Source organism: Clostridium sp. CTA-7 (assembly GCF_054768095.1).
In genome coordinates this window covers 535,494-557,738 of the sequence record NZ_BAAAAV010000002.1, presented here as the reverse complement: position 1 = coordinate 557,738, position 22,245 = coordinate 535,494, and the positions used below count along the sequence as shown (strand labels likewise).

25 protein-coding genes are annotated in these 22,245 nt (G+C 29.8%); 2 read left to right on the top strand and 23 right to left on the bottom strand.

The genetic code is table 11. From position 1 onward, the window contains the following. Positions 1 to 77 precede the first annotated feature (77 nt). The 18 genes from ACYUEX_RS05685 to ACYUEX_RS05600 all read right to left on the bottom strand — a co-directional run bounded on the left by ACYUEX_RS05685 (position 78) and on the right by ACYUEX_RS05600 (position 14,832). Entirely contained in the window at positions 78 to 1,121 is a 1,044-nt protein-coding gene (locus ACYUEX_RS05685) for a lysylphosphatidylglycerol synthase transmembrane domain-containing protein (RefSeq protein WP_460286948.1), read from the bottom strand. After that, positions 1,108 to 1,797, bottom strand: coding sequence for a polysaccharide deacetylase family protein (locus ACYUEX_RS05680; protein ID WP_460286946.1), 690 nt, complete (start codon positions 1,795 to 1,797; stop codon positions 1,108 to 1,110). Before ACYUEX_RS05680 ends, ACYUEX_RS05685 begins: the two co-directional genes overlap by 14 nt. Then, the gene (locus tag ACYUEX_RS05675; protein ID WP_460286945.1) at positions 1,736 to 2,881 is read right to left on the bottom strand and encodes an MGDG synthase family glycosyltransferase; all 1,146 of its coding nucleotides are present in this window, start codon (positions 2,879 to 2,881) and stop codon (positions 1,736 to 1,738) included. Before ACYUEX_RS05675 ends, ACYUEX_RS05680 begins: the two co-directional genes overlap by 62 nt. A 161-nt stretch (positions 2,882 to 3,042) precedes the next feature. Beyond that, complete coding sequence (locus ACYUEX_RS05670; protein WP_460286943.1) at positions 3,043 to 3,210, bottom strand: response regulator; 168 nt, start codon at positions 3,208 to 3,210, stop codon at positions 3,043 to 3,045. Positions 3,211 to 3,364: 154 nt separating this feature from the next. Further along, entirely contained in the window at positions 3,365 to 3,736 is a 372-nt protein-coding gene (locus tag ACYUEX_RS05665; RefSeq protein WP_460286942.1) for a YkvA family protein, read from the bottom strand. 121 nt (positions 3,737 to 3,857) lie between these two features. Continuing rightward, on the bottom strand, positions 3,858 to 4,313 hold the full coding sequence (locus tag ACYUEX_RS05660) for a deoxycytidylate deaminase (RefSeq protein ID WP_460287065.1): 456 nt from the start codon (positions 4,311 to 4,313) through the stop codon (positions 3,858 to 3,860). A gap of 249 nt (positions 4,314 to 4,562) precedes the next feature. Further along, positions 4,563 to 5,387, bottom strand: a complete 825-nt coding sequence (locus ACYUEX_RS05655; protein WP_460286941.1) for a hypothetical protein — start codon at positions 5,385 to 5,387, stop codon at positions 4,563 to 4,565. A gap of 390 nt (positions 5,388 to 5,777) precedes the next feature. Continuing rightward, on the bottom strand, positions 5,778 to 6,569 hold the full coding sequence (locus tag ACYUEX_RS05650) for an acetyl-CoA carboxylase carboxyltransferase subunit alpha (protein ID WP_460286940.1): 792 nt from the start codon (positions 6,567 to 6,569) through the stop codon (positions 5,778 to 5,780). 2 nt (positions 6,570 to 6,571) lie between these two features. Continuing rightward, positions 6,572 to 7,429, bottom strand: a complete 858-nt coding sequence (gene accD, locus ACYUEX_RS05645; protein ID WP_460286937.1) for an acetyl-CoA carboxylase, carboxyltransferase subunit beta — start codon at positions 7,427 to 7,429, stop codon at positions 6,572 to 6,574. Positions 7,430 to 7,440: 11 nt separating this feature from the next. Next, the gene (locus tag ACYUEX_RS05640) at positions 7,441 to 8,784 is read right to left on the bottom strand and encodes an acetyl-CoA carboxylase biotin carboxylase subunit (RefSeq protein ID WP_411168536.1); all 1,344 of its coding nucleotides are present in this window, start codon (positions 8,782 to 8,784) and stop codon (positions 7,441 to 7,443) included. Between the two features lie 15 nt (positions 8,785 to 8,799). After that, on the bottom strand, positions 8,800 to 9,216 hold the full coding sequence (fabZ, locus tag ACYUEX_RS05635; protein ID WP_411168537.1) for a 3-hydroxyacyl-ACP dehydratase FabZ: 417 nt from the start codon (positions 9,214 to 9,216) through the stop codon (positions 8,800 to 8,802). Positions 9,217 to 9,226: 10 nt separating this feature from the next. Beyond that, positions 9,227 to 9,730, bottom strand: a complete 504-nt coding sequence (gene accB, locus ACYUEX_RS05630) for an acetyl-CoA carboxylase biotin carboxyl carrier protein (RefSeq protein WP_460286935.1) — start codon at positions 9,728 to 9,730, stop codon at positions 9,227 to 9,229. Then, positions 9,715 to 10,956 carry a beta-ketoacyl-ACP synthase II gene (gene fabF, locus ACYUEX_RS05625; RefSeq protein ID WP_460286934.1) on the bottom strand — a complete coding sequence of 414 codons (1,242 nt, stop codon included), beginning with the start codon at positions 10,954 to 10,956 and terminating at the stop codon, positions 9,715 to 9,717. The genes accB and fabF overlap by 16 nt, the downstream gene beginning before the upstream one ends. A gap of 15 nt (positions 10,957 to 10,971) precedes the next feature. After that, positions 10,972 to 11,715, bottom strand: coding sequence for a 3-oxoacyl-[acyl-carrier-protein] reductase (gene fabG / locus ACYUEX_RS05620; protein ID WP_460286933.1), 744 nt, complete (start codon positions 11,713 to 11,715; stop codon positions 10,972 to 10,974). Next, positions 11,716 to 12,660 (bottom strand): ACP S-malonyltransferase, encoded by a 945-nt coding sequence (fabD, locus tag ACYUEX_RS05615; protein WP_460286932.1) that lies wholly within the window; start codon positions 12,658 to 12,660, stop codon positions 11,716 to 11,718. Between the two features lie 12 nt (positions 12,661 to 12,672). Next, entirely contained in the window at positions 12,673 to 13,599 is a 927-nt protein-coding gene (gene fabK / locus ACYUEX_RS05610) for an enoyl-[acyl-carrier-protein] reductase FabK (RefSeq protein ID WP_411168542.1), read from the bottom strand. A 15-nt stretch (positions 13,600 to 13,614) separates the two neighbouring features. Next, positions 13,615 to 13,842 (bottom strand): acyl carrier protein, encoded by a 228-nt coding sequence (acpP, locus tag ACYUEX_RS05605; protein WP_322458835.1) that lies wholly within the window; start codon positions 13,840 to 13,842, stop codon positions 13,615 to 13,617. A 12-nt stretch (positions 13,843 to 13,854) separates the two neighbouring features. Further along, on the bottom strand, positions 13,855 to 14,832 hold the full coding sequence (locus tag ACYUEX_RS05600) for a beta-ketoacyl-ACP synthase III (protein ID WP_460286930.1): 978 nt from the start codon (positions 14,830 to 14,832) through the stop codon (positions 13,855 to 13,857). A 371-nt stretch (positions 14,833 to 15,203) separates the two neighbouring features. On the opposite strand from ACYUEX_RS05600, the gene ACYUEX_RS05595 reads away from it, so the two are divergent. Both ACYUEX_RS05595 and ACYUEX_RS05590 read left to right on the top strand, forming a co-directional pair. Beyond that, on the top strand, positions 15,204 to 16,268 hold the full coding sequence (locus tag ACYUEX_RS05595; protein ID WP_460286929.1) for an NAD(P)H-dependent flavin oxidoreductase: 1,065 nt from the start codon (positions 15,204 to 15,206) through the stop codon (positions 16,266 to 16,268). Between the two features lie 179 nt (positions 16,269 to 16,447). Continuing rightward, a complete protein-coding gene (locus ACYUEX_RS05590) occupies positions 16,448 to 17,266 on the top strand; it encodes a VanW family protein (RefSeq protein WP_460286928.1) in 819 nt (272 codons plus the stop codon). 172 nt (positions 17,267 to 17,438) lie between these two features. Here the strand turns inward: ACYUEX_RS05590 and ACYUEX_RS05585 are convergent, their stop codons facing one another. The 5 genes from ACYUEX_RS05585 to ACYUEX_RS05565 form a co-directional block, all read right to left on the bottom strand. Continuing rightward, positions 17,439 to 17,753: a PTS lactose/cellobiose transporter subunit IIA gene (locus tag ACYUEX_RS05585; protein ID WP_411168546.1), complete on the bottom strand. Its 315-nt coding sequence runs from the start codon at positions 17,751 to 17,753 to the stop codon at positions 17,439 to 17,441. Between the two features lie 5 nt (positions 17,754 to 17,758). After that, a complete protein-coding gene (locus ACYUEX_RS05580) occupies positions 17,759 to 18,061 on the bottom strand; it encodes a PTS sugar transporter subunit IIB (RefSeq protein ID WP_460286927.1) in 303 nt (100 codons plus the stop codon). Between the two features lie 97 nt (positions 18,062 to 18,158). Then, entirely contained in the window at positions 18,159 to 19,406 is a 1,248-nt protein-coding gene (locus tag ACYUEX_RS05575) for a prolyl oligopeptidase family serine peptidase (RefSeq protein ID WP_460286926.1), read from the bottom strand. A gap of 71 nt (positions 19,407 to 19,477) precedes the next feature. After that, positions 19,478 to 20,869 (bottom strand): glycoside hydrolase family 1 protein, encoded by a 1,392-nt coding sequence (locus ACYUEX_RS05570; protein WP_460286925.1) that lies wholly within the window; start codon positions 20,867 to 20,869, stop codon positions 19,478 to 19,480. 4 nt (positions 20,870 to 20,873) lie between these two features. Then, positions 20,874 to 22,196: a PTS sugar transporter subunit IIC gene (locus tag ACYUEX_RS05565; protein WP_460286924.1), complete on the bottom strand. Its 1,323-nt coding sequence runs from the start codon at positions 22,194 to 22,196 to the stop codon at positions 20,874 to 20,876. Between the last annotated feature and the right edge of the window lie 49 nt (positions 22,197 to 22,245).

Here is a 22,245-nt window from a genome sequence, read left to right as displayed (position 1 = left end):
TATAAACCTCTCATTTCCCATCCATAATTATATTCCTTAGTCAAATTCTATTAATTTTAACTTAACCTTTTAATTAGCTAAAGTTCTACACCTTTTAAATTTTTATTTAAATTTATCTGTAAAACCATAACTCCTATACCACTAATTAAGACCATTAAATAAAAGCTTATACCTCTACTAAGTAGCATAGCAGAACTTATTAGATGAATTGGAAATAAAGTCTTAAAAAATATTAAGAACCCTTTCTCGCCTATTCCTACTGCACCTGGCAACGGTAATGCTGCACCTGTAATGTATAAGGTAGACTGAATCAAAATGAATTGAATTAAAGACACAGATGACATTCCAATGGATTTATATATCCAAAACGGGATGCTATGCAATGCTAAAATTTGTACCGTGGTAGTAAGAATAGTTTTAATTATAAAAAATTTATCATTTTTAATATAATCTGCACCCTTTTTGTACTTCTCTATCTCTATTAATGCCTTTTCATTAAATATTATAGATTTTTGGTAATTAAAGTGTTGTAAAACTTTAACGCATAAGTTCACAACTTTAAAAATAAGCTTTTTTGAAAAAATAGATACCAATATTAATACTAATAAAATTACATTTAACCCAATCCCTAAAAATAGTAATATACTAAACTTTCCAAGAGTTCCTTTTAAAAATTCAAATTTTATTATTACTCCCATAATTGCCATTGATACGGTAACAAGTTGATATGTTGCAAGACATATTAGTAACGCAAGCATGCCATTAGAAATATCTATCTTTTTTTTATGCATATAATAAAGCTGCATTGGCTGCCCCCCAGTGGCTGACGGTGTTATAGAACTGAAAAAAATTCCCGTAAATGAATACTGTACACATTCAAGTAGTGTTGCCCTTTCTTTAAAACTCTTTAAACTACGCCTTATATTTATAGCCTCACAAAGAACCACAAGAGACATAGCAGCTATGCCAATAGCAATATATACTAAGTTTACATCTGACACTGTTTTTATAATCTCTTTAAAGTCAGCATTGAAAAAAATCATTTTGAATGTTACTATAACAATTATTATAAATAACCCACCATTTTTCAATAAATTCACTAGTTTTTTACATTTGTTCATAAAGTTCCTCCAAAGTTCCAAAGGTAATTCCTTGTGATTTCCAAATTGGAAGAACTATCTCTAATGCTTCAACAGTTCTTTTCGGAGCATCATTTTTTCCTCGACCATCGTGAAGACAGATAATATCTCCTCTTTCTGTTTCACGAAGCAATCTATCTGCTATAGTTGTTGCATCTATATTTGCCTTCCAATCTCCTACAATTACATTCCAAAGAACAATTTTTAAATTTAAATTCTTTATTTCCTTTATAGCCGCCAAGCTAAAATGCCCCCAAGGAGGTCTAAAAAACTTCGGTTTAATACCAAGTTCTTTTAATATATCCATACTTTTTGAAAAATCTTTTCTTATATTCCATGGTGTCTGAAAAATTTCATTTTTATGTTCTAATGAATGTAGTCCTATTATATGTCCATCTTCTTTTATTTCCTTAATAATTTCAGGATTATTTTTAGCAAATTCCGCTACAACAAAGAACGTTGCTTGAACTTGGTAAGTCTTTAGGACTTTAAGAACTTCTGTAGTATATTTATTGTCAACGCCATCGTCAAATGTTAAGTATATATTTTCTATTTCTTTTTCTCTCCTAAGCTTTTTTAGTTTCTTATTCCATATTCTATAAATTACTGTAGGAATTACTCCATATATTATTAAAGATATTATCGTTATAATTATCAATATAATTATCCACATCTTTTTTCACATTCCTTTCGTAAACTTCATTTAGTTTAAATTCAGAAATTTCATTCTTCAAATGTTGCATATTATATTTCATTTGTCCTAAAAGCCTATCGTTACTTATTAAAGATATAATATCTTCAGATATATTAGAGTTATTTTCCCAAGCAATTTTTCCTATAAGCATTTTTTCAATAAATTCAGCATTTCCAACCTCTTGAGATAAAAATGGTTTAATAATATATAAAGGTGTAGTAGTATAAATAGCTTCAAAAGTAGAAATTCCTCCTGGCTTAGTGATTATTAAATCTGACCTTTCCATATATTTATATACTTCATCTGTATAACCAACTGCATCTATTTTAGGGTAATCTTTTTTAATCTTTTTTAATAGTTTTTTATTTTTACCAGTTATAATTGTAATATGAACCTCGCTTGATTCATATAATTGTTCTAATATATTATCAAGGCCTCTTATTAACCCAAGCCCTCCTCCCATTATTAGGATTTTCTTTTTATCATTAATAGATTGCACTTCCATGTCATTTTTAAATGATTTCCTTACAGGTATTCCATTTATAATAATTTTCTCAGCAGGAACTCCTTTTGATAAAAGGAGTTCCATTGTGCTTCTCGCTGCTACAAAATACATATTAGTCTTATTAGCAATCCATCCATCATGAGCTGTAATATCCGTAATATGTGTATATAGTTGAATATCATCTTCATATTCCTCCTTATAAGTTGAAATAAAGCGAGAACATGCAGACCATGTAGATACTATTAAATCAGGATTATATTTTTCAATTAGAGAATTTATTTTATTTAAATTTCGTCTCTTTAAGCAAGTTTTTTCATGCTTCACAGCAAAACTATTTATAAAGTTGTACACACATGAAAATCTACATATAAAAAGATTAAAGAATCTATAAACTAGTTTATACATAATAGGGAACAATACCTTTACGATATCTACAACTTCAATAATATCATCAGTATTAGATTCAAGTAATTCTTCCTTAATAGCCTCTGCAGCACAATAATGCCCCATTCCAAAACGGCTTGTTAAAATTAATATTTTCATGTAATTATTTCCTCTCTTTAGTTTTACGCTAAATGTATATTAACGATAATTAAAACTTTATATAAATAATACTACTAAATTATTAATTTCAACTTTATAAAGCCTTAAGATTTCCTAAAGTTTAAAACATTTCTACAAACACTAAGTCCATCTATATCATTTTACATTATGTCTAGTAATATTAAGTCTGGATTAAATCTTTTTATCTCTTCCTCAGCTTGTAACCCATTAGGATTTACTTTAACTTTATATCCTTCCTTCATTAAAGCAAATCTTAAGATTTCACTTATATCTTTATCATCTTCTATAATTAATATATTCTCTCTCATATTTCTCTCCCAAAGCATTATTATTTCCTTCTCATTATAAGGCACAATTGTTAACACCTTTTACTGAGTTATTTCCAAAGTGTAAACATATAATTTTTTATATGTTTACACTTTAAATATTTATTCTTAATTTAATTATTTATATTAATAACTTTTATTTAATAAAAAGCTTATATATTATTAAAGCTACAACTATAACCCAAACAATAATTATTGGAACTCCATATATCCAGCTCTTAGGCTTTCCATTTGTCCAAAGTTCCTTTGATTTTTCTTCACATTCCCCTATGATTTCTTTCGGTATGAGTTTTATTGATATGTATATTAGTAAAGGTAGTATTAGTAAATCATCTAAATATCCTAAGATAGGAATAAAATCTGGTATTAAATCTATTGGTGATAAAGCATATGCTACAGTTATACCAGCTAATATTTTTGCAATTATTGGAGTATCTTCATGTTTATATGCTAAATAAACTACTTTTATTTTTAATTTAAATTTTCCTATAATTTCTTTGATATTCATTTTTTCTCCCTCTAATTTATTAACTTATCTACATTATATAATTAATTCCAATATAAAGAAATAAAAAAGACGACTCCCATTTAATAGAGAAATCATCTTCTACGTGCTTGATATTTACTAATTAAATATCATTTATATCTAAAGATATATTTATATTTTTATTATTAGGTTCTAACATTGTAATTCTTACTCCAGCTGCATTTAATAGTCTTTTAGAAGCTTTAACAATATCAGTATCAGCATATTTATCTGATAAATAAACAACTTCCTTTATCCCAGCTTGTATTATAGCCTTTGCGCACTCATTACAAGGGAATAGGGCAACATAAATCTTAGATCCATAAAGGTCGGTTCCTCTACTATTTAAAATAGCATTAAGCTCAGCATGAACTACATAAGGATATTTTGTTTCTAACATATCTCCTTCTCTACTCCACGGAAATTCGTCATCAGAGCAGCCTCTTGGAAGTCCATTATATCCTTGGCTTAATATTTTATTGTCATTATCAACTATACAAGCTCCAACTTGAGTGCTAGGGTCCTTACTTCTTTTTCCTGCAAGTATTGCTACCCCCATAAAATATTCATCCCATGATATGTAATCATTTCTCTTCACTTAAATTCCCCCTTATTAGTATTCTTTTTTATTATTATACTCTAAGAATGCTCTTAGTCAAATATTATTAGGATAACTAATTCCCCCTAAAATATGAAGGAGGTACTTTTATATATACCTCCTAACATTAACAATATTCAACTTATACATTCATAAAGAATCTTTTGATTAATTCTTTCTAATTTATATATATTATAATTTTAATTCAAACTATCTCTCTAACATATCTGCTGTTACTGGTAAATTTTTAGAATAGGTTGGATTAATATGATGCTCACTACCCTTCAGCATTGTTAATCCATTCTCATTTGTCGTATTTGTAGCACCTAAAGAATCCTCTGTTCCCAAGTAACCTCTATAATTATAAACTCCTTCTGGTACATTTACTCCTATTCCTAAAGAAATAAAACTTGTTTCACTATACATAGAATTTTTTCCCTCATTTTTGAGTCTGAATAATGCATTTGCTGAATCCATACTTCCTTTACTATGTCCTATAACTCTTTGTGGACGAGCGCCATCTAAGTATAGAGAATATAATTTATAAGAAGCTGAATTACTATAGTATGTCCCATCAATATTGTTAGGTCTACCTACGTAATATCCTTGAGAGCCATAATACCAGATAGTAGAGTCCCCCCAACCACTAACTATCCCTGCTACAGGCTCTCCCAATTCATTTGCTATTTGTTTTGCCATTGCTGCAGTTCCTAATGAACTACTTCCAACCCCTGCCATTACAACAGTTTGCACTGTATTATTTTTTACTAAATCATCTGCCCATAAATACGTAAATACAGTTCTATCACTGTTAGGATACATAACAATCACAGTTCCTGGCGCTAAATTATAAGTTACACTTCTTTCATACGTACTTAAAAGATGAATAGAATACATCTTTGTTTCTGTAAAGTGATTTGCCTTAGCTGTTAAAGTACTTCCAGGTAGAAAACCTCCAATCGCTAACATTAAAGCTAATACAATTGTTGATATTAACTTTGATGGTTTTAATGTGCTTCTCTTTTTGATTAACATTTTTTACCTTCCTTTATTTTTTATTTATTTCTCATTTAAATAACCTTCTTAAAATTAAATTTATTTAAGCCAATGCTAAGAGATACATTTTCTCATTAACTACACATCTTATGTTATACGTTTTCAAAATTATGTTTTTTTTACTTGGGTAACTTAGTAAGTCATGTTGTAATTTGATGTGATTTCTATTGATTTAAATTTATATGTGATTACTATATAATTTATTGTATTTTTTGTATATATAAAATATTCTTTTAAATTCATATTTTAAATAAGTATAAAGCTAACTTCTTTGTATTAAACAAAAAAGTTAGCTTATAATCTAAAAATAGTACCAAGCATTATTACTCCAATTAATGTTTTAAAATGTTAATCATTAGTAAAAGATAATTAGAAATTTCTAAACCTTAAATATCTTTCTTCTAAAAGCTTATTTCTATCTTTGCTTTCCAGCACTTTTATTTCATTTATTAATTCTTCCTTAATTGAATTTGCAACTAAGTCTACATTCTTATGTGCTCCACCTTTAGGTTCCTTTATTATTTTTTCAATAACTCCTCCTTCTAAAAGATCATAAGAAGTTATTCCCATAGTTTCTGCAACTTCTTTAGACTTTGAAGGATCTTTTAAAAGTATTGAAGCAAATCCTTCTGGTGAAAGAATTGAATAAACTGAGTTTTCAAGCATCCACACTCTATCTCCACAAGCTAAGGCTAAAGCTCCGCCGCTTCCACCTTCTCCTATTACTATAGAGATTATAGGTACTCTTATTTGAGCTATTTCTATTAAATTTTTCGCTATTGCTTCACCTTGCCCTCTTTCTTCAGCTCCAATACCGCAATAAGCTCCTGATGTATTTATAAAGCAAATAATAGGTCTATTAAACTTCTCTGCTTGTTTCATAAGCCTTAATGCCTTTCTATAGCCTTCAGGATGAGGTGACCCAAAGTTTCTTTCCATATTTTCTTTTAAGTCTTTTCCTTTTTGTATTCCTATCACAGTAACTGGATTTCCATCTAAAAGACCTATTCCACCTACTATTGATTTATCATCTTTAAAACATCTATCACCATGTAACTCAAAAAAGTTTGTAAATATTTTATCTATATAATCAAGTGTAGTTGGTCTTTCTACCATTCTTGCAATTACTAGTCTATCCCAAGCTTTAATTTTTTTAACCATAACTACACCTCCCTAATCTTATGAAATTTAAGAAGAGTTGAAAGAGTGCTCTTTAAATTTTCTCTTTTTATAATATTATCTATAAATCCATTTTGTAATAAAAACTCAGCACTTTGAAAATCTTCTGGTAATTTCTCTTTTATAGTTCCTTCTATTACTCTTCTTCCAGCAAAACCTACTAATGCATTTGGTTCTGCAAGTATAATGTCTCCAAGCATAGCAAAACTTGCTGTAACTCCACCTGTAGTTGGATCTGTTAATACAGTTATATAAAGAAGTCCTTCTTTACTATGTTTTGCAAGTGCACTACTTATTTTAGCCATTTGCATTAAGGAAAATATCCCTTCTTGCATTCTAGCTCCTCCAGAAGCTGTAAAGATTATAATAGGGAGCTTTCTTTTACTTGCTTCCTCTACTGCTAATGTTATTTTTTCTCCTACTACAGTACCCATACTTCCCATTAGAAAGTTTGAGTCCATAACTGCAATAATTGTTTTATTTCCTCCAATTTCTCCTTCTCCTGTTACCACAGCTTCAGTAACTTCGCTTTTTTCTTTATTAACTTTTAACTTTTCTTCATAATTTGGAAAATTCATTGGATTTTTTGATTCCATGTATTTATTAAATTCTTTAAAACTTCCTTTATCACAAATTTGTGATATTCTTTCATAACTACCTAGTCTAAAGTGATAACTACAATTACTGCATATATTAAGGTTTTCTTCTAAAGACTTTTTATATAAAATTTTTCCGCACTTATTGCACTTTACCCAAGTCCCATCTGGAACTACTGGTACGTCTTTTTCTTCTTCCTTAATTAAATTAATTACTGCATACTTTCTCTTTTTAAAAATCCCCATAATTTCACCAACTATAAATTATATTCTTTGCTTATGAAACTAGTATCGAAGTCCCCTAAGCGAAATTTTTCGTTATTTAAAATTTCTATTTGGAATTCTATGTTATTATCAATTCCCTCAATTACAAATTCATCTAAGGCTCTAAGCATCTTATTAATTGCTTCTTCTCTATCTTTACCATGAGCTATTAACTTTGCTATCATTGAATCGTAAGTAGGTGGAATTGTATATCCTGAATAGACTGCCGTATCTACTCTTATTCCATTACCTCCAGGTAAATTTAAAAATTCTATTTTCCCTGGAGAAGGTGCAAATCCCTTTTTAGGATTTTCTGCATTTATTCTACATTCTATTGCATGACCTTTTATTTCTACTTGCTCTTGAGAAATACTTAATTCTTCTCCATTTGCAATTTTTATTTGTTCTTTTACAATATCTACTGATGTTATCATTTCTGTAACTGGATGTTCTACTTGAATTCTTGTATTCATCTCCATAAAATAAAAGTTTCTATGCTTATCTACTAGAAACTCTATAGTTCCTGCATTTACATAATTTACAGCCCTTGCTGCATTAATTGCTACTTTCCCCATTTCTTCTCTTAGCTTATCTTCTAATATAGATGATGGGGCTTCTTCTAAGACCTTTTGATTTCTTCTTTGTATAGTACAATCTCTTTCTCCTAGGTAAATTATATTTCCATATTCATCACCTAAAATTTGAAATTCTATATGTCTTGGATTTTCTATAAATTTTTCAATATATACTGTATCATCACCAAAATTTGTTTTAGCTTCTGATTTGGCAGTAAAATAAGCATTTTCAAGTTCTTCTTCTTTATGAACTATTCTAATACCTTTACCACCACCTCCTAAGGCTGCTTTTATCATTACTGGATAACCTATTTCTTTAGCTTCTATATATGCATCCTCAATGCTTTTAACTATACCATTACTTCCTGGGATTACTGGAACATTAGCACTTTTCATAATTTCTCTTGCTCTTGATTTATCTCCCATAATGCCTATAGTCTTACTGTTTGGTCCAATAAATTTTATATTGCACTCCTCACATATAGATGCAAATTCAGCATTTTCAGATAAAAAACCAAACCCTGGATGAATTGCATTGCATTTTGTTATAACTGCTGCACTTATAATATTGCTTTCATTTAAATATGAGTCCTTTGATCTAGGCTTTCCAACACAAATAGCTTCATCTGCAAGCTGTGTATGCATAGCATCTTTATCAGCTTCTGAGTAAATAGCTACAGTTTTAATTCCAAGCTCTTTGCAAGCTCTTATTATTCTAACTGCTATCTCTCCTCTATTAGCTATTAAAACCTTTCTAATCATAAAAACACCTCTTTACTATCCTACCATAAAGGTTAATTCTGTTTCACAGACCTTTTTACCATCTACATAAGCAATTCCTTTTCCTATACCTGCTGCACCTCTTATTTTAGTAAGCTCCACTTCTAGTTTTAGAGTATCTCCAGGCACAACTTTTTTTCTAAATTTAGCGTTATTTATTCCACCAAAGTATGCAATTTTTCCTTTAAACTCTTCTCTTTTTAAAAGAGCTACTGCTCCAGCTTGTGCAAGTGCTTCTACAATTAAAACCCCTGGCATAACTGGCTCTACTGGAAAATGTCCTTGGAAAAAGTACTCATTCATAGTTACATTTTTTATTGCTACTATTTTGTTATCCTCTAAGCTTTCAACCCTATCTAATAATAAAAATGGGTATCTATGAGGAATTATTTCCATAATTTCTTTTATATCCATATCTCTATACCTACTTTACTTTAAATAATTCCATTCCAAACTCCACAATGTCTTCATCACTTCTTAAGACTTCTACTATTTCTCCATCATGTTCAGAGGTAATTTCATTCATTATTTTCATAGCCTCTACTATACAAAGAACATCGCCTTTCTTAACCTTAGTTCCTACTTCAACATAAGGTTTTCCCCCTGGAGTTCCTGATGAATAATATGTGCCTACTAAAGGTGATTTAACTACTTTTAAGTTTTCATCTTTGATAGACTCTATATTAGCTTCTTCTTTTATTTCAGTTTTGTTGTTTACTATTATTGAATTATTTTCAGAAGCTTTAAATTCTTTTTGGGTTTCTTTTTTGTTTTCTTTTGAACTTTCCTTAAAGCCTTCTTCATTTTTGCTAAGCTTTAATTTAATTCCTTCACTTTCTAATTCAAAAACTCTAAGGGAAGATGAATCTATTGACTTTATTAACTCTTTTATTTGCTCATAATTTAGCATTATTATCTTCCTCTCCATTTTTTAAATATAACTGTACCATTATGTCCACCAAAACCTAGTGAATTAGACATAGCATATTCTATCTCTTCATTCTTACCATTATTTACAACTAAATTTAAGTCACATTCTTCGTCTGGATTTAGATAATTTATATTTGCTGGTATAAAACTGTTTTCTAAAGCTTTTATAGAAATTATTGCTTCTACAGCTCCAGCTGCTCCAAGTAAGTGTCCTGTCATAGACTTAGTTGAACTTACATAGACATCTTTTGAGTAATCACCAAAAGCTTTTTTTATAGCTAATGTTTCAACTTTATCATTTATTTCTGTTGATGTACCATGAGCATTTATATATCCAATTTCACTTGGTGATAAATTGGCATCTTTCATCGCATCTCTCATTGCTCTATAAGCTCCATCTCCATCAAGAGTTGGTGAAGTTATGTGATAAGCATCACAAGTTGTTCCGTAACCTACAACTTCTCCATAAATTTTTGCTCCTCTTTGAATAGCACCTTCTAAATCTTCTAGAATTAATGCACCTGCACCTTCTCCCATTACAAAACCATTTCTGTCTTTATCAAAAGGTATAGATGCTCTATTAATATCTTCACTTTTACTTAAAGCTGTTAAAGATTGAAACCCTGCTATTCCAAATTCACAGATAGATGCTTCTGATCCACCTACAATTGCTTTATCTAAATATCCATCCTTTATGCTTCTGTATGCTTCCCCAATACAATGAGTTGAAGTTGCACAAGCTGAAGTAACACTTAAACAAGTTCCTAAAAGTCCAAATTCTATTGCTATGGATCCTGCTGCTATATTAGATATTGATGCTGGTATAGTTAAAGGCGAAACTCTATTAGGGCCTTTAGCTACTAAAGTTTTTATTTGATTTTCTATCGTAGAAAGTCCACCTATTCCTGAACCAAATATTACTCCAAATCTTTCTTTATCAACATTATCTAAATCTATCTCACTATCTTTAATACATTCTTTAGAAGCTACTAATGCTAATTGAGTATATCTATCTAGCCTCTTAGCATCTTTCTTTCCTAAGTAATCTTCAGCATTAAAGTCTTTAACCTCTGCTGCTACTTTAACCTTAAAGTCCTCTGTATTAAAAAATGTTATTTTATCTATACCATTTTTTCCTTCTTTAACAGAATTCCAAAAACTCTCTATTGAATTACCTATTGGTGTTATAGCTCCTAATCCTGTGATTACTACTCTTCTCTTCATAAAAATTCACTCCTTTTAAAGCATAACCATTCCACCATCTACATTTATTACCTGACCAGTAATGTAATCAGATAAATTAGATGATAAGAATAAAGCTAAATTAGCTACTTCTTTAGGCTCTCCTATTTTTTTCATAGGAATAGTTTTTAAAACTTCTTCTTTAACTCTATCTGGTAGTACTTTTGTCATATCTGTATTTATATATCCTGGAGCAATAACATTAACATTTATGTTTCTAGCTGCAAGCTCTCTTGCTACAGATTTTGAAAAACCTATAACTCCAGCCTTAGATGCAGCATAATTACATTGACCTGCATTTCCTGTTACTCCAACAACAGAAGATATATTTATTATTTTTCCATATCTTTGCTTAACCATTACTGCTGAAACAGCTTTTGTTGTGTTAAAGGTTCCTTTTAAGTTTACGTTTATAACATCATCAAAATCTTTTTCATTCATTCTTATAATTAATCCATCTTTAGTTATTCCAGCATTATTAATTAAGATGTCTATGCTTTCAAAGTTATCCTTAACTTCCTTTATAAAGTTATTAACTTCCTCTTCATTGCTTACATCACATTTAACTGCTAATACCTTTACTCCAAAGCTTTTTAATTCTTCTATTAGACTTTCTATTTCTTCATTATAATTTCTATAATTTATTGCAATATTAGCTCCATTTTCAGCTAATGTCTTTGCTATCTCTCTTCCTATACCTCTAGTTCCGCCTGTAACTATTGCATTTTTATTTTTAAGCATTTAACTACCTATCCCTTCTAATGTTTTTTCTAAGGATTTAATATCTTCAACATTATAAATTCTTACCTTTAAACCTTTTTCTCTACTTATTTCTTTTATAAAACTACTTAGTACTCTTCCAGGTCCAAATTCTACAAATGTATCAACACCCATATCAAGCATTTTTTCTACGCTTTCGCTCCATCTTACGGATGATTTAACTTGATTAAAAAGTAACTCTTTTATATTAGTTTTATCTTCTATAAAGTCTGCTGTAACATTAGATATAATTTTTATACTAGGATCATTAAATTTTATATTTTCAAGTTCTTTTTTTAGTTTTATTGAAGCTTCTTCTAATAAGGAAGTATGAAAAGGACCAGATACCTTTAATTCTATAGCCCTTTTAGCCCCTGCTTCTAAGCATAACTCTTTAGCTTTTTCTACTGCTTCTTTTTCTCCACCAATTACAATTTGATTATTTGTATTGTAATTTGCAATTTCTACTACGCCTTCTTCTCTTGCTTTTTCTAAAACTGACTTTAGTTTTTCTAAGGATAATCCTATTACTGCTACCATTGAACCAATTCCAACTGGAACTGCTTCTTGCATAAATTTTCCTCTCTTTTTAACTAAAGCTAAAGCTTCTTCAAAATCTAAAGCTTTAGATGCTACTAAAGCAGAATATTCTCCAAGGCTTAAGCCTGCAACAACATCTGCTTTAATGCCCTTTTCTTCAAAGGCTTCTTTAGCAGCAATTGAAGTTAATAAAATCGCTGGCTGTGTATTTTCTGTAATATCTAATTCTTCTTTACTACCATTAAATATTAATTCCTTTATATCAAAACCTAAAATATCATTTGCTTTATCAAAAATTTCTTTACATCTTGGAATGTTTTCATATAACTCTTTTCCCATTCCTATATACTGTGATCCTTGACCTGCAAAAATAAATGCTGTTTTCATACTTCCTCCTCTTTAAAGGCTCTTTCTTATCTTTTCATATTCCATAAACATTTCTTCTATAATTTCTTTAGCGCTTTGTCTTTTTGTAATCATTCCTGAAATTTGACCTGCCATAAGAGATCCTCTTTCTACATCACCATCTTTTACAGCTTTCCTAAGAGCCCCTTTTCCTAACTCACCTAATTCCTCTATCGAAGCGTTCTTACCTTCAAGGTTTAAGTATTCCCTTGCAAGTTTATTTTTTATAACTTGAACTGGGTGTCCTGTAATTCTACCTGTTACAACAGTATCTATATCTTTAGCTTTTATTACAGCTTCTTTATAGTTATCATGTATATTACATTCATCTGCAACTAAAAATCTTGTTCCAACTTGAACTCCACCTGCTCCAAATATAAATGCTGCTGCAATTCCTCTTCCATCACCTATTCCACCTGCTGCAATAACAGGAATATTTACTGCATCTACAACTTGAGGAACTAAAACCATTGTTGTTAACTTTCCTATATGACCTCCAGCTTCACAACCTTCTGCAATTATTGCATCTGCTCCTGCTCTTTCCATTCTTCTAGCTAATGCAACTGATGCAACTACAGGAATAACTTTTATTCCCGCTTCTTTCCATTTTTCAATGTACTTTCCTGGGTTTCCTGCTCCAGTTGTAATAACCTTAACTCCTTCTTCAATTGCAATTTGAGCTAACTCACCTGCATTCTCTGAAAGTAACATTATATTAAGTCCAAAAGGTTTATCAGTTAATTCTTTTGTCTTTCTAATTTCTTCTCTTACGAAACTTGCAGGAGCATTTGCTCCTGCTATTATTCCAAGTCCACCTGCATTGGATACTGCAGCTGCTAAAGAACTATCTGAAACCCACGCCATTCCCCCTTGAAAAATAGGGTATTTAATATTTAACAATTTGCAAATATTATTGTTCATGAGATTTCCTCCACTCTATTTTTCTATAGCATTCTCTATATACTTTACTGCATCTCCTACAGTTTTAATATTTTCAACATTTTCTACCTTTACATCAAATGCATCTTCAAGATCCATTACAACTTGGAATAAATCTAATGAATCTGCTCCTAAATCTTCTATGAAACTAGTTTCTAATTTTACTTCTTCCTCGTTAACTCCTAATTGTTCTACTACTATGCCTTTAATTTTTTCAAATACCATTTTAAAATCCTCCTAAAATTTAATTAATGCTCCTGCCCAGGTTAATCCTCCACCAAAGGCAGCTACAATTATTTTATCTCCTCTATTTATTAGACCTTTTTCAAGAAGCTCACTTAATGCTATTGGAATACTTGCTGCTGAAGTATTACCATATTTATCAACATTAACATAAAACTTATCTTTATCTAATTTTAATCTTCTTGCAGCCTCATCAATTATTCTTAAGTTTGCTTGATGAGGTACTATATATTTTATATTTGCTATATCTTCATTTGCCTTTTCTAATAGTTCATTCACTATTTGAGGTAATATTGATACTGCAAATTTAAAAACTTCTGCACCTTTCATTTCTATATATCTTTTTTCAGATTTTTTTTCTTTTGCAAAAGGTGTATTAAGCTCTAATTGGCCTCCAACTAAACTTTTCTCTCCTAAATTTCCGTCTGATGAAAAACAGGTGCTTATAATACCTTCTTCATCATTTGAAATTTCAATTACTGCTGCTCCAGCTCCATCTCCAAATAGTATACAGGTTCCCCTATCAGTCCAATCTACTATTCTAGATAAAACTTCTGATCCAATTACTAAAGCTCTTTTTTTATCAGTACCTTTAATTAAACTAGATGCCACAATTAGGGAATATACAAATCCTGAACACGCTGCTGACACATCAAAAGCTGCTGCATTTTTGCAACCTAGAAGACCTTGCACACTACATGCTGTAGATGGCATTATTTTATCTGGTGAAGTTGTTGCTACTACTATTAAATCAATATCATCTTTACTACAATTGCTGTTTTTTAAGGCTTCTAAAGCCGCTTTATAAGCTAATTCAACAGTTCCTTCTCCAGTAGATATTCTTCTTTCTTTTATCCCTGTTCTTTTTATTATCCATTCATCAGTAGTATCAACTATATTCTCTAAATCTTTATTACTAATAATGTTTTCTGGACAATAGTGACCTAATCCAACTACTTTTACGCCTTTCATTTAACGCCTCTTTCTAAAATTTGATATTTAAATACATAAAATTGTATTCATCAAATATTTTAATAATCAAAGTTTTTTCGTATATTAAGTTACTATTTTTTAAATTTATATTTGTATATATGATGTTAATATAAGTCCAATTAAATAACTAAAAGTTGGTTGAAATATATATTTTTGTCTCTTCGCTTCTTTCATCACCTCTCAAATATTTTGACTATCAAAGTAATACCATCATAATAATACCATTTTTTTAATTTGTCAAGATTCGTAACTTTTTTTTAATTATTGTATTTTTTAAATTTCTAGATTATACTATTAAATAATACTTTGATTATCAAAGTATTATTTAGTAAATTTAAAGGAGTAAAATTATGAATATTAAACCATTAATCATTGGTAATTTAATAGCTAAAGTCCCTGTAATTCAAGGGGGAATGGGAGTTGGAGTATCTCTATCAAATCTTGCTGGTAATGTTGCAAAGAATGGTGCCATCGGTGTTATCTCCGGTGCTCATGCAGGTTATATGGAAGATGATTTTGAAACTAATACATTAAAAGCTAACCTTAGGGGTTTATCAAAACATATAAAAAGAGCTAAAGAAATAAGCTCAAATGGAATAATAGGTGTAAACCTAATGGTTGCCATGAATAATTATGTTGATCATGTAAAAACTGCTATTGAAGCTGGAGCAGACTTAATTATATCTGGTGCTGGACTTCCACTAAATCTACCTGAAATTACAAAAGGAAGCTCTATAAAAATAGCTCCTATTGTTTCTTCTTCAAAAGCTGTAAGAGTAATTTTAGGATATTGGAAAAAGCATTTTAATAGAACTGCTGATGCAATAATCGTTGAAGGTCCAATGGCTGGAGGTCATCTTGGATTTAAAGCTAACAATCTACAAGATGAAATTAAAAACTTCGATAATAATGTTTTAAATATAATGAAAGAAGTCAAAATATTTGAAAATGAGTTTAACACAAATATACCTATTGTAGTTGCTGGTGGTGTATTTACTCATGAAGATATGATTAAATACTTAAGTCTTGGAGCTAGTGGAGTTCAAATGGCAACTAGATTTGTAGCAACTCATGAATGCGATGCTCATCCTAATTTTAAGGAAGCATATGTAAACTGCAAGAAGGAAGATATTAAAATAACTGTAAGTCCAGTGGGAATGCCAGGAAGAGCTATTTTCAATGAATTTACTCAAAGGGTTAGTAAGGGAAAAATTAAAATAACTAAATGTTATGATTGTTTAATTCCTTGTAATCCTGCAGATACTCCATATTGTATATCATTAGCTTTAATTAATGCAGTTAAAGGAGATCTTGAAAATGGATTAGTTTTCTGTGGTGCTAATGCCTATAGAATAAATAAAATAGTTTCTGTTAAAGAACTTATAAGTGAACTAATGGGTGAAGAAACTAAATAATTATGAAATAAATATATAAAAAACAAAATAATTATGGAAGTAATTCAGTATACTGAATTACTTCCATTTTTATTTCTATGGATTACAAAATGAAGACTTAAATTATTTAATATGACTACTTGTTTATATTTTCCCATTATTTTACAATGATATTTTATTATATTTTAGGAGGGAAATTTATGTCCTATGTTGAGAAAAAAACTATTAATCGTAGTAGATTAAGATTGTTTTTAGGACAAACTTACTATAAGGTGAGAAAGTATTTTTACTGGTGGTTCTCTAAAAATTCATATAGTAAAAATATTTATAAAGAACAATTAGAACATATAATTTTTAAACATAGCACTCCTCTTTATAGAAAGCTAAAGAATGTAGATATGTATTTGCAGCATAATAAGATTGAAAATTTGAAGCTTGCATTAGAAAAGCTTGATGGCGTTGTTATTATGCCTGGAGAGTATTTTTCTTACTGGAAACTTATTGGAAAGCCTACTTATAGAAAAGGTTATATGGATGGTGTAATTCTTTGCCCAAATGGAGATTTTAAACCTGGTGTTGGTGGAGGCCTTTGCCAATTATCTAACTTACTTTATTGGATTACTCTTCATACACCTCTAGCTGTTACTGAAAGATATAGACATAGTCATGATGTTTTCCCTGATATTAATAGAACTCAACCTTTTGGCTCTGGTGCCACTTGCTACTTTAATTATTTAGACTTAGAAATTAAAAACACTACAAATAATCCTTATCAGCTGAAACTGTATCTTACTAAAGATAATCTTATAGGTGAATGGCGCTCTACTGAAGTTTGCAATTATGAATATGAAGTTTATGAAAAAGAACATTCTATAACACCTGGCTTTTTTGGGCATTATATTAGAAATAATATTATATATAGAAAAGTTTTAAATCTAGATGGTGATGAAATCAGAGATGAATATATATGTGAAAATCATGCATTTATGGTGTATCAACCTTATTTAGAAAATTTATAATTTATGATTAATAAAAAGATAAATTATCTTATTTTAAAAAATATTACTGGAAATTACAATTTCCAGTAATATTTAATAAATTATATAAATTTATATATAGTCTCGTTTCTCTTATATTTAAATTTTTAACTGTATGAAATACTATATTGTTTTAGCTTCTGATTTCAATAATCTATTGTCCTTTTAAAGCCTTGTGAACTTCTATAAACTCTTCAGAAATTGTTTTAAAAGCATCTGCAACCATTAATTGGTCCTCAGCATGCATTAATAACAGTTCAAATTCTGTTTTATTTCCTGCAGCTTCTTGTTGAATTAACTCACCATGACAGTGATGTCCTTCATTGAATATTTTTTCGCCTTCATCTATTAACTCTTGTGCTTTTTGAAAGTTTCCTTTTTTCGCCTCTTGTATAGCTTCTATATACATACTTCTTGCTGTTCCTACGGCAGAAATAATTTGGAAGCTTATTAATTCTGTGCTTTGCATACTATTTATATCCCCATTTCTTTCTTTGCATCTGCAACAACCTTTGCTCCATTCATAGTTCCATAAGCTGCCATATCAATTACCATTATCTTTTTACCTGGTAACATCTCTTTAACCTTATTTAATTGGAATCTAACTTGTGGTCCAAGTAAAATAATATCGCAATCTGCTCCCTTCTCTTTAACTTCAGAAATCGGATGTGCATTTATTTGATATTCTTCACTTTCATTTGCTATAGCTTCTTTCATTTTATTTACTAGTAAGCTTGTTGACATACCTGCATTACAAACTAAAAGTATCTTTTTCATATTTAAAACTCCTCTCCATTACCTTACTATATTTAATCTATTCATTGTGTACTACATGCTATTTTTTGTCTAAAAATTCAAAATCTAAAGGTAAATTCTATTTTGCTTGACTAAATAACCAATTTATCATTTCTTGATCTTGCAGTGCAGGAACCCAAGAAAAATGTCCCATTGGCAATACAGTACCTTCTGGATATTCTGTATACTTAACTTTAGCACCACCTAATTCTTCTATTACTTTTTTAGCATCTCTACTATATCTTACATCGACTAATGGATCATCAACTGCATGGTAAATCCAAATTGGCATATTCTTTATCTTTTCAAAATTAGTAAAATCACTTACTGGCCTATACTCGTCTCTAAGGTTCATTTTACTAACATCTCCAATACCACAAATAGGAACTGCAGCAGCAAATAAGTCTGGGTTCTTTTCAATTATATTCCAAGTTCCGATACCGCCATTAGACATTCCAACAACATAAATTCTATTTTTATCTACATCATACTTATCAATAGTTTCTTTTAATAAGTTTAATACTGTTGTATAATTTGGCTCTTCTACCCAATACATTGTTAACTCTTCTTTAGCTAATGCTTGTGGAGCTAATACATATGCTGGATTTTTTGCTTGTTGTTCAGGTTCTGCCCAAGCTGTTGCACCTTGATTTCCAATTAAATGCATAAGATTGTCACTACCTCTTTCACCTGAACCATGTAAGAATAATATTAATGGATATTTCTTTCCGTCTTCTTTCTTTGGCTCGAATAATCCATAATTAATAGTATTTCCAGATGCATCCTTATAAGTTAATTTTTTAAAATCGTCTGCAACAGGAGTAACTATATTAGAATATTTAACTTTATCAGATGTATCCTTAAATTCACTGCCATTTTTTGTTTTTATATTAGATTTTAAAGTTACTGTATAGTTAATTTCATTTCTATAATTTAAAAATGCCTCTTCATTAAATCCAAGTGTTGTCGCATTAGCATCTTCTGGATTTAACTCAATTACAACATATTTTCCATCCTTTGACTCATCTGATATAGCTATTTCACTATTGGTATATACTCTTGTAATATTTCTAGTTTCAGTTTTATTGTCAACAGTTGTTTCTACACTAAAATTTTTAGGATCTAAATATTTTGAATCAACTGTATCTCCAAAATCACAAACCATAGCATATCCCACTTCACCATATGGACTAACCTTAGTTATAAGTGTTACATTTGAAGTATCCAGTGTACTTTTATTTCCTGAGCCGCATCCTGTTATCACACTACCAAGAATGCAAATTGTTAAACCAGCTAATATATTCGTAATCTTTCTTTTCTTAAACATTTTTAATTCCCCTCATTTATACTTATAATATCAAAATTTTTTATTAATTATTATTAAATTAAATTTCTAAATTATAAAATTTCTCCATTACTTTGAATGACTTTTTTATACCAATAAAAACTATCTTTTTTATAACGTTTTAATGTTCCATTCCCTTTATCATCTTTATCTACATAAATCATACCATATCTCTTAGACATTTCCCCTGTACTTGCACTTATTAAGTCAATACATCCCCAAGGAGTATATCCTATTAAGTCAACACCATCTTCATTAATAGCACGTCCCATTTCTTGTATATGTCTTCTCAAATATTCTATTCTATATTCGTCATGTACTTTACCATCTTCAGTAAGAATATCTTTCGCACCTAATCCATTTTCAACTATGAATAAAGGCTTTTCATAACGTTCATATAACTTATTTAAACTTATACGTAGTCCGACAGGATCTATTTGCCATCCCCATTGACTCTTTTCTAAATAAGGATTTTCTCCACCTTCAGTCATATTTCCGTTCACTTCTTCAACATCTATCCCAGATGTCCAAGACATATAATAGCTAAAGCCTATGAAATCTACTTTCCCTTTCATTAGAATATCTTCATCTTCTGGCTCCATTACTATTTTAATACCATTGCTTTTAAATATTTTTTTTGATTTATTAGAATACTTCCCTCTAACTTGTACATCAGAATAATGATAAGTTTCATCATCATCTTTTATAGCTTCCATAATATCTAATGGATTACATGTACGAGGATATGACGGTCCATACATAAGCATCATTCCAACTTTCATATCGCTAGATATGCTATGTGCTAATGATACTGCCTTAGCACTAGCTACAAATTGATGATGAGCCATTTGCATTATTAACTCAGTGTTGTTTGTATTAATTCCTGTTGAAAAAAATGATTTGTATCCTATTACGTTTATTTCATTGAATGTCATCCAATATTTAACTCTATCTTTATATCTTCTGAATAATGTATCACAAAAATTAACGTAGAAATCTATCATTTTTCTATTTTTCCATGATTGGTATTTTTCAACCAAATTATAAGGAACCTCATAATGAGAAATTGTTACTATCGGTTCTATTCCATACTTATCTAATTCATCTAGTAAAGAATCATAAAATTTTAACCCTTCTTCATTTGGTTCAAGTTCATCTCCATTAGGGAAAATACGTGGCCAGTTTATTGAAAATCTAAAACATTTAAAACCCATTTCTGCAAACATTGCTATATCTTCTTTATATCTATTATAAAAATCTATAGCTTCATGAGATGGATAATATTTTCCCTCTATTACTCCTTTTGTATATTCTCTTTTATGTTCGGGATTACATACTGTTGCAATATCAGCACTACTTAAGCCTTTTCCATCAACGTCATAAGCTCCTTCACACTGATTTGCAGAAATAGCTCCTCCCCATAAAAAATCCTTTGGAAAAGTCATCTGGTTAGGCCTCCCCACTTATTTCTTGAGCTTGCCCACCTACTTCTTGAGCTTGCATTCTCTCTTCTTGAAGAGCCTTTTCATCAGCCATTTTGAAAAATGGTAAATATAATAATGTTAAAGCTGCTATTACTATAACCATAACAAAAGCAAAACGGAATCCTCCTTCTACCCATTCAACAATAATTGGTGGTGTTACCCATGGTAATTCAATAGTTGGATTATAAAAGTTTAAAAATCCTATTTTATAAAATATATGAATAATACCTCCACCTAAAGCAGTTGATAATATTAAAGGTAAAAAGAATATTGGGTTTAAAACAATTGGAATACCAAAAATTAATGGTTCATTTATATTAAATATACTTGGTATAAATGTTAATTTTCTCATAGATTTAAAACGCTCTGATTTTGCAAATAACATACTAATTGCAAGTCCTAATGTATTACCAGTACCTCCAATCATAAGTATACTAAGCATAAATAACATCTCTAAATATGGTAAAGGTTCTCCTGCTAAAAATGCTCCTACATTTGCAACTAAAACTGGTGCTGCAACTGCATAAAAAATATTTATTATAGCACTTGGATGAACACCAAAAAACCATAGTATATTAGCAAAAGTAAATATTAGTACTATAGACAATGGAGTTACACCTACATTAGTAATTGGATTTGTAATTACAGCATTTACAAAATCCATAGCATTTCCATATGGTGTAAATATAAATATCGCTTTAACCGCAAATGCTAGTACAAAGATAATCATAGCAACAAAAGTTGGACTTAATGAATCTGTTACCATTGGTGGTACTGAATCTGGAAGCTTGATTTTTATATTTTTCTTCATTAAATAGCTATATAGTCGTGTAACACATATTGCCACAATCATTGCAACAAAAATCCCTTCACTTCCAATAGATGAAGTTTTAAGAAATGCTGCATACTCGCCTGGAGCTAATTCTATTTGACTTTGTGGTGCTAAAATTAAGAAAAAAGCTAAACTTAAAATTAAAGAAGTAATAGGATTTTCACCTTCAATTTTAGCCGTTTCATATGCTATTGTGCATACAATATATATAGCATATAATCCATTAGTAATATTAAGTAAATCTTGGATTACTTGCGTTAACCCTAAGTTTTCTAATAATGTTTGCCATGGACCTATTGGCAAATTTCCTACAATAGCTATAAAAGCAACACCTAAAGATACTGGTAATACTGACATCATACCATTAGTCAATGCCTGAACAACCTTATTTTCTGACATCTTTTGGGCAATAGGCCCTACAAATTTTTCTAGAAATCTTTGAAATTTTGAAAACATAATAATTCCCTCCTTTATTTGATTAAATTATAAACCTTAAAGCCACTTT

Coding starts and splice junctions, on each gene's coding strand:
- ACYUEX_RS05650 (WP_460286940.1), bottom strand. CDS start 6,569: ATGGTTAAAAAAATTAAAGCTTGGGATAGACTAGTAATTGCAAGAATG.
- acpP (WP_322458835.1), bottom strand. CDS start 13,842: ATGGTATTTGAAAAAATTAAAGGCATAGTAGTAGAACAATTAGGAGTT.
- accD (WP_460286937.1), bottom strand. CDS start 7,429: ATGGGGATTTTTAAAAAGAGAAAGTATGCAGTAATTAATTTAATTAAG.
- ACYUEX_RS05675 (WP_460286945.1), bottom strand. CDS start 2,881: ATGAAAATATTAATTTTAACAAGCCGTTTTGGAATGGGGCATTATTGT.
- ACYUEX_RS05585 (WP_411168546.1), bottom strand. CDS start 17,753: ATGCAAAGCACAGAATTAATAAGCTTCCAAATTATTTCTGCCGTAGGA.
- fabZ (WP_411168537.1), bottom strand. CDS start 9,216: ATGGATATAAAAGAAATTATGGAAATAATTCCTCATAGATACCCATTT.
- ACYUEX_RS05570 (WP_460286925.1), bottom strand. CDS start 20,869: ATGACTTTTCCAAAGGATTTTTTATGGGGAGGAGCTATTTCTGCAAAT.
- fabG (WP_460286933.1), bottom strand. CDS start 11,715: ATGCTTAAAAATAAAAATGCAATAGTTACAGGCGGAACTAGAGGTATA.
- ACYUEX_RS05660 (WP_460287065.1), bottom strand. CDS start 4,313: ATGGGGGTAGCAATACTTGCAGGAAAAAGAAGTAAGGACCCTAGCACT.
- ACYUEX_RS05685 (WP_460286948.1), bottom strand. CDS start 1,121: ATGAACAAATGTAAAAAACTAGTGAATTTATTGAAAAATGGTGGGTTA.
- fabK (WP_411168542.1), bottom strand. CDS start 13,599: ATGAACAATAATATTTGCAAATTGTTAAATATTAAATACCCTATTTTT.
- ACYUEX_RS05575 (WP_460286926.1), bottom strand. CDS start 19,406: ATGTTTAAGAAAAGAAAGATTACGAATATATTAGCTGGTTTAACAATT.
- fabF (WP_460286934.1), bottom strand. CDS start 10,956: ATGAAGAGAAGAGTAGTAATCACAGGATTAGGAGCTATAACACCAATA.
- ACYUEX_RS05665 (WP_460286942.1), bottom strand. CDS start 3,736: ATGAATATCAAAGAAATTATAGGAAAATTTAAATTAAAAATAAAAGTA.
- ACYUEX_RS05565 (WP_460286924.1), bottom strand. CDS start 22,196: ATGTTTTCAAAATTTCAAAGATTTCTAGAAAAATTTGTAGGGCCTATT.
- fabD (WP_460286932.1), bottom strand. CDS start 12,660: ATGAAAACAGCATTTATTTTTGCAGGTCAAGGATCACAGTATATAGGA.
- ACYUEX_RS05600 (WP_460286930.1), bottom strand. CDS start 14,832: ATGAAAGGCGTAAAAGTAGTTGGATTAGGTCACTATTGTCCAGAAAAC.
- ACYUEX_RS05580 (WP_460286927.1), bottom strand. CDS start 18,061: ATGAAAAAGATACTTTTAGTTTGTAATGCAGGTATGTCAACAAGCTTA.
- ACYUEX_RS05595 (WP_460286929.1), top strand. CDS start 15,204: ATGAATATTAAACCATTAATCATTGGTAATTTAATAGCTAAAGTCCCT.
- ACYUEX_RS05670 (WP_460286943.1), bottom strand. CDS start 3,210: ATGAGAGAGAATATATTAATTATAGAAGATGATAAAGATATAAGTGAA.
- ACYUEX_RS05590 (WP_460286928.1), top strand. CDS start 16,448: ATGTCCTATGTTGAGAAAAAAACTATTAATCGTAGTAGATTAAGATTG.
- ACYUEX_RS05655 (WP_460286941.1), bottom strand. CDS start 5,387: ATGTTAATCAAAAAGAGAAGCACATTAAAACCATCAAAGTTAATATCA.
- ACYUEX_RS05640 (WP_411168536.1), bottom strand. CDS start 8,784: ATGATTAGAAAGGTTTTAATAGCTAATAGAGGAGAGATAGCAGTTAGA.
- accB (WP_460286935.1), bottom strand. CDS start 9,730: ATGGAGAGGAAGATAATAATGCTAAATTATGAGCAAATAAAAGAGTTA.